Source organism: Streptomyces sp. WM4235, from assembly GCF_001279725.1.
Classification (GTDB): domain Bacteria; phylum Actinomycetota; class Actinomycetes; order Streptomycetales; family Streptomycetaceae; genus Streptomyces.
Genome location: NZ_LGDE01000049.1, coordinates 1 through 9153, shown reverse-complemented (window position 1 = coordinate 9153; position 9153 = coordinate 1). Strand labels below are relative to the sequence as shown.

Annotated in this window: 10 protein-coding genes; 5 read left to right on the top strand and 5 right to left on the bottom strand. The window is 68.0% G+C overall.

All coding sequences use genetic code 11. From position 1 onward, the window contains the following. Positions 1-232, bottom strand: a 232-nt coding sequence (locus tag ADK55_RS06630) for a PHP domain-containing protein (RefSeq protein WP_159041294.1), incomplete at its 3' end; no start/stop codon positions are given. Between the two features lie 60 nt (positions 233-292). On the opposite strand from ADK55_RS06630, the gene ADK55_RS06625 reads away from it, so the two are divergent. The 3 genes from ADK55_RS06625 to ADK55_RS06615 all read left to right on the top strand — a co-directional run bounded on the left by ADK55_RS06625 (position 293) and on the right by ADK55_RS06615 (position 2732). After that, positions 293-745: a hypothetical protein gene (locus ADK55_RS06625; RefSeq protein ID WP_053676526.1), complete on the top strand. Its 453-nt coding sequence runs from the start codon at positions 293-295 to the stop codon at positions 743-745. A 350-nt stretch (positions 746-1095) separates the two neighbouring features. After that, complete coding sequence (locus ADK55_RS06620) at positions 1096-1782, top strand: hypothetical protein (RefSeq protein ID WP_159041293.1); 687 nt, start codon at positions 1096-1098, stop codon at positions 1780-1782. A 194-nt stretch (positions 1783-1976) separates the two neighbouring features. Next, positions 1977-2732 carry a hypothetical protein gene (locus ADK55_RS06615; protein ID WP_234349924.1) on the top strand — a complete coding sequence of 252 codons (756 nt, stop codon included), beginning with the start codon at positions 1977-1979 and terminating at the stop codon, positions 2730-2732. Between the two features lie 246 nt (positions 2733-2978). Here the strand turns inward: ADK55_RS06615 and ADK55_RS06610 are convergent, their stop codons facing one another. The 4 genes from ADK55_RS06610 to ADK55_RS06595 form a co-directional block, all read right to left on the bottom strand. Beyond that, positions 2979-3839, bottom strand: a complete 861-nt coding sequence (locus ADK55_RS06610; protein ID WP_053676522.1) for a hypothetical protein — start codon at positions 3837-3839, stop codon at positions 2979-2981. A 188-nt stretch (positions 3840-4027) separates the two neighbouring features. Next, positions 4028-5188: an ATP-binding protein gene (locus ADK55_RS06605; protein ID WP_234349923.1), complete on the bottom strand. Its 1161-nt coding sequence runs from the start codon at positions 5186-5188 to the stop codon at positions 4028-4030. A gap of 643 nt (positions 5189-5831) precedes the next feature. Continuing rightward, the gene (locus ADK55_RS06600; RefSeq protein WP_053676521.1) at positions 5832-6821 is read right to left on the bottom strand and encodes an aldo/keto reductase; all 990 of its coding nucleotides are present in this window, start codon (positions 6819-6821) and stop codon (positions 5832-5834) included. A gap of 53 nt (positions 6822-6874) precedes the next feature. Further along, on the bottom strand, positions 6875-7462 hold the full coding sequence (locus ADK55_RS06595; RefSeq protein WP_053676520.1) for a flavodoxin family protein: 588 nt from the start codon (positions 7460-7462) through the stop codon (positions 6875-6877). A 236-nt stretch (positions 7463-7698) separates the two neighbouring features. Between ADK55_RS06595 and ADK55_RS06590 the strand changes: the two genes are divergently transcribed. Both ADK55_RS06590 and ADK55_RS40880 read left to right on the top strand, forming a co-directional pair. Then, positions 7699-8427: a TetR/AcrR family transcriptional regulator gene (locus ADK55_RS06590; RefSeq protein ID WP_053676519.1), complete on the top strand. Its 729-nt coding sequence runs from the start codon at positions 7699-7701 to the stop codon at positions 8425-8427. Positions 8428-8742: 315 nt separating this feature from the next. Further along, positions 8743-9090 (top strand): DUF6188 family protein, encoded by a 348-nt coding sequence (locus ADK55_RS40880; RefSeq protein WP_420713597.1) that lies wholly within the window; start codon positions 8743-8745, stop codon positions 9088-9090. Positions 9091-9153: the final 63 nt, after the last annotated feature.

The following is a 9153-nucleotide window of genomic DNA, read 5'->3' as shown; positions in this document are numbered from 1 at the left end:
GGGCGGGGGTGTGGGGGGCGACTGCGACGTCAACGCCGAAGACGGGGCGGATGCCGGTAGAGATGGCCGCCTTGGCGAAGCGGACGGCGCCGGTCACGGTGTCGCGGTCGGTCAGGGCGAGCGTTTGGATCCCGCGCTCGGCGGCCCTGCGGACCAGGTCGTGAGGGTGGGAGGCGCCGTAGCGTGCCGAGTAGCCGCTCGCCACACGTGAGTCGAAGACTCGACGGGCCACGCGCGCGACCGCGGGAGAATGAAGATGCTGGCATCTGGCCTGCGCAGGCAGGATCGCTCCATGTCGACCGACGTCAGCGGAATGATCGAATGCCGGCCAGGGGCCCGCCTGTGGGGCCCTGACGACGAGGACTCCGTGTGGGAGGTCGGCATCGATCTCTTCCTCCTCAACAGGGGCAACGCCTACGACGGCCTGGCCTGTCTCTTCGGGATCCGCAACTCCTTCGGCTTCCGTCCCCTGGCGGAGGGTCGTGGCTTCCCAGACGACGCCTCGGCTAGGCTGCGAGGTGAGTTCGCCGGCTACGGCGGCCCTCATGATGTGCACGGGACCACGTGGCTGACCTGGGCCGAGCTGGACACCACGGACTGGCAAGAAGCCGACGCCTCAGGCACACGAACCCGCGCCTCAGCCGCAGGGATCGACACCGACTGGGGCCGGGTCTGGAGCGTCATGCGCATCCTCAGCGAAGTCCATGAGGCCGAGAACGTACGCCTTGTCGTCTGGTTCCACTGACGCATGGCTGAGTACCTGGTTGGCCCCGAGGCGGCCGGCCTGGCCTGGAAGGTTGATTCCTCAGACGTCCGTGTGATCATGGAGGCGTTGCATTCCTTCGCCCGCGAGGTGATCTTTTGACGAAGGTGGCACTGCGTCCTTACGCACTGTTGCCTCGGCAGTACGACGAGCGGAAGGTACTGGCCTCCACGATCGATCCGTGGGGCAGGGCTCTCTGGCTCATCTGCCCTGACACCCGTTTTGCCTACCGGTGGGCGGGCCGGGACGTCCCGACGCCTGCGGTACTACCCTTCGACGCCCTCGTCGTCATCAGCGACCGGGGTGAGGTTCGGGAACGGACCCTACACGGAGTGGCCGTGGCCCCGGACGCCTTCGACGCCCTCCCGGGTGGCGGGTTCGTGGTCTCAGGCACCGGAGGGCCGAACGCACGGTGCGGCCAGATTTTCGGCCGCGATGGCCGCTCCCGGCGCCGGTTCTCGCTGGGAACGCACGTCAAGCACCTGGTCGCGGACCGCAGGGCCGGCTTCTGGACCGGGTACGCCGACGAGGGGATCTACAGCGGTGATCGCGTCAGCGCGGGCGGGCTGGTCCGCTGGGACGATAGGGGCAACGCCGAATGGGTCCTGCACCCCCCGGAGCCCTACAACCACGTGGCGGAGGTCAGCACCATCAACGTCTCCGACTCTGCGGTCCACGCCACGTACTGGCCCGGCGCACCACTCGCCCAAACGGGGCGCAGCGGGACACTCCGCATCCGCGCCCTTCCTGTCTCGGACCCGTTCGGCCTCGCGATCCGCGGGGACCGGCTGCTCCTGCTCGGAGGGAGCGAGCAGGGCATCGCCACCACTACCCGGGTGAACGCCCTCCACCACATCCGGCTGACGGACGACGGGGCTGTGGTTGTGGGCCGCGATGACCTGGCCTTCCCGAACGGCGACCCCGTCAGGCGTTACGCCCGCCCAGTCTGCCGGGGTCCGCACATCTTCCTGCGTACTCTCCGCACGCTCCGGCAGTGGTGGGTGCTGACCTCGCCATAGTCCTCGGCAAGGGGTGGTATAGACCTGGCACCACGACGACACTGGGCGCCGAAGGAGTGCGGAGGCTTGAGTGCCGCAGTTGGCCCCCGAGCGTTCTTGTTGGCCCCGTTGCGCGTCGCGCTTGGCCCCACGCCCGGGTCAGCCCGGTGGGTAGGCCCGGCGGGACGCGAGGAGGCCCCCTCTACCCTGGCCCGATGATGGATGCGGATGCGCGTGACTTTCGGGTCGGCGACGTGTGGTCGGTCGCCTGTCCCTTCACGCCGGCCAGAGTCGAGCAGGGCGTGACCTGGGACAACGTGTCCGTGCGCTGGCCCTGGTGGGAAATCGACAGCGACAGCGACTTCTTTCACTGGAACGGCGTCGTTGCCCTGGGGGTGGACACTGGCGAGTACGTCGCGCCTGAAGTGCAGGCGGAACTGTTCCGAACCGAACCGCCGCCCCACCATTTGAAGGCAGGAGACATCTGCCGGGTGGGAGTGCCGCCGACCGTGGTGCACGTGACGGCCGTCGATCACCATGACCCGCCCCTTGAGACGGGCTGGCTCCCACGCCCGCGAGGGACGGTGACGGTGCTGCGCCGCGGCCTGTCCTACCGCGAGTTCCCGGACGGGAGCCATCTCGACGGATCGGGGTACACCATTCACCCCGACGACGGGATCCCCTTCGACTTTGCACTGTTGATGCGGCCGTACGCCCACCTCGACCTGGGCGACGAGGTCGCCGACGCCACTGGCCGGGCATGGCGGTTCGACGGGCCCTGGGAGTGGACGCCCTTCGATGGGGAACCAGTCGGCACGGGACCCGGGTGGCCACTCGTCCTGCTCACCCGCACAGGAGCACCATGCTCCATTGAGCAAGCCGAGGCAGCGGCCGCGAGCACGGCGAACGGTTCGCACCAGGAGACGGTCCGAGACTGGATGTCACTCACGGGGGCCTCCCCGACGCCCTGACCGGCGGCGTCGCCTCCGCCGTCGACTTCCTGAGTACGGACTTGGCCCCTGAGCGCTCTGGTTGGCCTGGCTGAGCAATTTGGGTGCCCCGCAGCGCAGGGCAGTGAGACAAGTCCGGTGGCACCCGCGTCCGGTCGGGAAACAAAGGAGTTGGACCCCGCCCGGCTCAACCTCGCGGTGCCGCTCCGTATGCAACGTGACCCGCCACCGCCTGTACCCGGCACCTCGTCGGGGTGGCTCCTCGCGTTACTCCGCGGGCGTGATCCGCCAGGTTCCGTGTTGTACGTCGAGCGTCGCGGTGAGGTCGGCCCGCTCCGGGAACGAGACGCCCAGCCGCCACGGGCCTGGCAGGGTAGCCAGCCTGATAGTGACCAGATCCGTGGTGACGTTGCCCAGGGCTCCGATCCAGTGGGGTGCGGTGGCGATCAGCTGCTCGGGCAGCCAGAGCCCGGGCTCGGGAACGCGTGAGAAGGGCTCCTCGACGAGTTCGGCGAGGGCGGAGCCGGCCAGCAGGGTCAGCAGCCGCGCCAGGACCGCGGCAGGCAGAGCGGGGTCAGGGGTCTCCAACATCACGTAGCAGTCATCGTGGCCCGAGAACCAGACCCGGGAGTCTCCCAGGCGACTCAGGAGCGGCTCATCAATGCCGGTCGTGCCGAGCACGAGGGCGAGCTCGTCGAGCTGCTCCGGGGTCACGTCGGCGGACACGTCGATCAGCGTCAGCTCGTACGGCGACCAGGTGCCGTCGAGGAGACGGGGCAGGAGGTCGCGGTCCATCACCACGAACTCCTCCGCGAGTCCGTTCGTGCCTGACGCCCAGGATCCGAGGGAGTGGACCGTGCACGGCACGCCCAGCTCGGCCGCGATCAGCGAGGGCCGCAGAGGATGCCAGTCCTCATCCAGATAGGAGTTGGTCTCCAGCGACACCACCGCCACCGCGTCGTTCGCCACGGACACGAGCAGGTCGACCAACTCGGCCGCCTGGGCCGCACCCGCGCTCACCCGCCACAGCCCCTCGGCCTCGCGAACGCTGAAGCTCAATGGGAACGGCTGGCGCTCCATGCCGACACTGTTCACGCTGAACGCGCCCTGCTGCCTGACCTCGATCACTGCCCCACCCCGAGAACCCGCCGGACGCCACTGCCCAGCCCGCACGCATCAATTATCGCCGGTCAGCGGCGCGGGCCTGCCACGGCCGACCACCCCTGGACGTGGGCGTGGTCCAGGGATCACGCCCACGCGTAGTTCACGTCTTGCACGTACCGTTCCCAGGAACCGGCGCGGGTGGTCTGCTTCGCTCAGTGCTGGCGGGTGCCCTGGATTCGACCGACGAGGGCCGAGGCCTGTTCCGGGTGCTCCTCCAGCCACGTCCCGAGGCGTTCCTGGACTGCTTGTCCCACGCAGGTCCGTACCGGTGGGTTGCCCAACACGCCGTGGGCGGAGCCCTCGAACTCGGGATGGTCCAGCTTCACCGACACCACGGCTGTCAGGCCCTCGCCGACCCGATCGGCGTCAAGCCCTGGGTCCGTTTCTGTCAGAAGCAGCCACTCACGCGCGTACGCATTGACCGCGGCCACCACCCCGTCGCGGAAACCCAGCTCGTGCGTGCCTCCGATGGTGGGCCGGCTGTTGGCGAAGCTACGGAGCCGCTCCTCATGGGAGCCGCACCAACGAAAGGCCACCTCCACCGTTCCCGCCATCCGCGGGTCCTCAAGCTCGAACGCGATGGTCCCCGTGAGGACGGGCGCCGCTGCCTCGGTGTCGAGGAAGGCGACGAAGTCCCGGGCCCCGCCCGGAAACCGGAACCGGGCCGACCGGGACTCGCCTGGCTGGCGCCGGTCGATGAGCGAGACGTCCAAGGCCCGGTTCAGAAAGGCCAGCTCCCGGAAGCGCTCCGCCAGCGCGTCGAACGAGAACTCTGCGATTTCGAAGATGTCGGTGTCGGGCCAGAAGGCGATGGTTGTCCCGCTGCCGGTTGCTGTTCCCGCCTCACTGAGCTCGGTGACGGCCACGCCGCGCGCGTACTCCTGGACCCAGCGGATATCCTCGCGCCGCACCTCGGCCGTCATCCGCCGCGACAGGGCGTTGACGACGAAGGGCCCCACGCCGCAGAAGCCGAGCGTCACGTCGTGGCGGCCGCCGGGTCCCGCTGCTGCTTGCATACGGGTCAGCAGGGCTTCGAGTCCGGGACCACCAGTGCCTCCCGCCTCGTCGATGGGTATTCCTGGCCCGTCGTCGGTGACACGCACGCCGCCATCGGGCGTGAGAGTGACCTCGACGGAGCCGGCACGGCCTGCCAGCAGCTCGTTCACCGCCCGGTCGGCGACCTCAAACACCATGTTGTGCAGCCCGCGCTCACCCGACGAGCCGATATACATCCCGGGCCGCTTCCGGACGGCCTTCCACCCCTCCAGTACCTGGATGTGGCTGGCGTCGTATCCGGTGGTTTCCTCACTCACGATGTCCCCTCCCACTGGTGCCCCGCAGAACATCCCAGCCTAGGCGAATCCAGGGAAAACACCAGGTCGGAGCCATTTCGTCGAGAGTTTGGCCAGGCGACTGAGCGCCTGCCCGGAGGTGGCTGGCCCGGGGGTTGCGAACTGTGCCCAGAGCCCCACCGACAGGTCGCCTGGGCTGCGTACGCCCCCACCCTCATCGGCCGCGAAGTCCCCGGTTTCGCTACATCTCATGCTCACGCGGAACGCCCGTCCGCCTGCTTCACCGCCGATTTGATCAGGTCAGTCTGGCGGTGCTGAGCCGAAGCTCAGTTGTTGTCACCTGCAGAGCCGGTTGAGCTGATGAATAAGACCGGTCGAAGCAGCCTGGTTGTCACCAATGAGGCACGCGACTTGTCACAAACGCTCATTCAGCAGCCTTTCTGTCACCAGTAGCGAGACCGATAGCCCGTGACTGTCTGGGACGGTTCCATAAGGCCATGGCGGGGAGACGCGCTGGGCTGGAGACCAAGTGCTCTGGGACCAGGCTTCCCCAAAGCCCCGCCACGCTGCTTGCGGATCATGAGCCGTAACCTGCGGCCGGGCGATGGGCTGAGAGACAGTGATCTGCTTCGGCGGTCTGTCCGCACTCGGAAGGAACCACATCTCAGGTCCAGGTGGGCACGTGTCCCCCGGTGTAGCGGGCGCCGAAGCCGCCGTGAGGCAGGATTTCGTCGATGGTCTTGAGGTCGGTGTCGGTGAGGGTGAGGTCGGCGGCGCCGGTGTTTTCCTCGATGCGCTTTGGGCTGCGGGTGCCGGGGATGGGCACGATGTGCTCGCCCCGGGTCAGAAGCCAGGCCAGTGCGAGCTGGGAGACGGTGGCGCCCCTGGCCGCCGCGAGTTCGGCGAGCCGGTCGACGGCTTCGACGTTCTTGTCGAAGTTGCCCGGCTGCCAGCGCGGGTCGACGGTGCGTATGTCGCTGCCTTCGTACTGGCCGGCGGGCTTGGCGGTGCCGGTGATGAACCCGCGGCCGAGGGGGGAGTAGGCGACGAAGCCGATGCCGAGTTCGTCCAGGGTGGGGAAGAGCTGCTCGACGTCCCGTTCGAACAGGGAGTACTCGGTCTGCAGGACGGAGACCGGCTGCACGGCGTGCGCCTTGCGGATCGTCTCGGGTCCGGCCTCGCTGAGGCCGAAGTACTTCACCTTGCCCGCGTCGATCAGTTCTTTGACGGTGCCCGCGACCTCCTCGATGGGCACTTCGGGGTCGACGCGGTGCTGGTAGAAGACGTCGAGGTGATCCACGCCGAGGTAGCGCAGGCTGTTGTCGGCGACCTTGCGGATGTTGTCGGGCCGGCTGTTGAGAGGGCCGCCGATCTGCTCCGGGGGCACGGACATGTCGACGCCGAACTTGGTGGCCAGGACCACGTCGTCGCGGAAGTCCTTGACCGCCCTGCCGACGAGGATCTCGTTGGATCCGGTGCCCCAGCCGTACATCTCGGCGGTGTCGAAGAAGGTGACGCCCAGGTCGTGGGCGCGGCGGAGGGCGGCGACGCCGGCCTCCGCGTCGGTGGGTCCATAAGCCATGGTCAGGCCCATCGCGCCGTAGCCGATCGCCGAGACCTCAAGGCCTTGGCTTCCCAGTGTCCGGTGCTGCATGACGCACTCCTCTGAAAGAAATCTGGAAGGTAGATTTCTGGCGACCCGTTGGGTCAGTGCGCTGCGGCGGTCAGTCCGGTGCGGTGGATGCGGGTGTGCTCGGCGACGCGCCGGCCGAGGTGGCGGGCGGTGTTCAGGTCCGCGTCGTGGACCGCGGGGGTGTCGTTGAAGCTCTGCGCGCCGGCACCGAGGTAGAAGCCGAGGCGGTTGTCGTCCTGGGGGCTGGAGGTGGTGGTGTTCCAGCCCGGCAGAAGGTTCAGGCTCACCCAGAGCATTCCGTGCTGGGCCGCCAGGAGCGAGAGGTACTGCAGGGTGTGCAGCTTGTCGCCGCTCATGGAGCCGGAGTTGGTGAATCCCGCCGCGAGCTTGTCGCTCCAGGCGCGGGTCATCCACCGCTTGCTGCTGGCCTCGGCGAAGGCGTGGAACGCCCCGGACGCGGTGCCCATGTAGGTGGGGGTGCCGAAGATGATTGCGTCCGCGGCGTCCATCAGTTCCCAGTCGGCGTCGCTGAGGGAGGCGACGTCCACGGGTTGGACGTGCGTCCCGGCGATGGAGCGCGCGCCGTCCGCGACGGCTGTGGCGATCTGCGCGGTGTGGCCGTAGCCGGAATGCGACGCGATGACGATCGAGATATCGGACATGGGTGTTCCTCTCCTGCCGCGATGGCGGCGTGTTCGGTGATGCGGGCGGACGACGAAGTGCCGGCTGCGGTGGTCGGCCGCACGGCTCCACGAGTGAGGGCCGACGGCACCGGCCGGGGTGCGGCGCATGCCCAGATGTCGCGGGTCGGCGCCGACCACCATCATCGGATCGCTGTTCCGGTTACAACCGTAGCACCGATAGGACGACGATACGCAATATCGGATATCGTTGTTCCATGAACGAGGAACGACGCGCCGCGCGGCGCCAGGTGCTGCAGGTGGCCGCCAAGCTTTTGGAAGAGGGCGGCAGCGAGGCGGTCTCCACCCGCGCTGTCGCCGCCGCCGCGGGCATCACGGCCCCCGCGCTGTACCGGATGTTCGACGACAAGGACGGACTCCTGGCCGAGCTGGCCGCCTACGGGTTCGAGATGTACCTGGCCGAGAAACGCGAAACGCTGGCGCTGACCCCCGACGACCCGGTGGCCGACATCTACCGCGGCTGGGACCTGCACGTCGACTTCGGAGTGCGGCACCCCGCGTTCTACATGCTCATGTACGGCACAGTGCAGCCCGGGCGGCGGCCCCCGGCCGCGGACGAGGCACACGCCCTGCTGGTCACACTGCTGGGCCGGGCGGCCGAGGCCGGACGCCTTCGGGTTCCGGTGAAGCAGGCGACCCGCGTCATCCACGCCGCGACAACGGGCGCCACACTGGCACTGATCGGCGAAGAGCCCTCGGAGCGGGACCTGACCACGTCCGCACGGCTGCGGGACACCGTCATCGCCTCCCTCACCACGGACCCGCCCGCCTCATCCGGGTCCGACCTGGCCTCGCGCGCACTCGCCCTCGACGCCGCACTGGAAACCGCGCTCACCACCAAACCCGCGGCTGCCGACGCGGGGTTGACTCTGCGAGACACCGAGACGGCGCTGCTCCGCGAATGGCTTCAGCAACTGGCAGGCTGAACCGGGCCGCCTCGGTGGGCGTTCAGTCACGGAGGTCGGCTGCAAGGCCCACCAGCAGTTGGCTGCCCTTCACCACGAGCCAGATCATCCAGCCGTACGCACCTCACGTGTCCCGTCGCACTGCAGTTGTCCGTTGATCTTGCTCTGAGCTGCCGGTTTGCCAGGGTGGTCGCGAACGCCTCTCCTCGCGTTCTCAGCGAAGCTGGCTTCTGCGGAACATCCAGAGGCAGTGACCATCGACGGCTAGGCAGAGGGTGATGCCGAGGAGGAGCAAAATCCTTTGGTGCCTATGACGGAGTGGACCATGGTGTGGTGATGAGCACTGAATTGGAACCGGTTGAGTACGAGGACCGCTGGATCCTTAACCTCCGAGGCCTGAGTGTCGTCAAGATCAGCATCGACTTTCGGCTGACCCTCGTCCTGGACGCAGGGTGGGAAGTCGTGCTGGAAGCACCAGCTCGGCTCTCGACAGGGCCACTCCACACCAGTCCTGGCCTGCCTCTGACGCCTGAGTCCCAGGACGTGGCTGCGGCTCTTCCTCTGTTCGGGGCGAAGGTCCTGTCCGCGGTTGTGTTCAAGTCCGGGGTCCTGCGGATGGTGTTCGACAGCGGCATGCATCTGACGTGTTTGAGGTTCCCCCGCTGTGCGGGAGGTGCTGACTAGCTGGTCAGGGCGGGGTGACGTGGTTTCAGGTTCGCTTGATCGGTCGCTGCCTGGTTGGCGTAG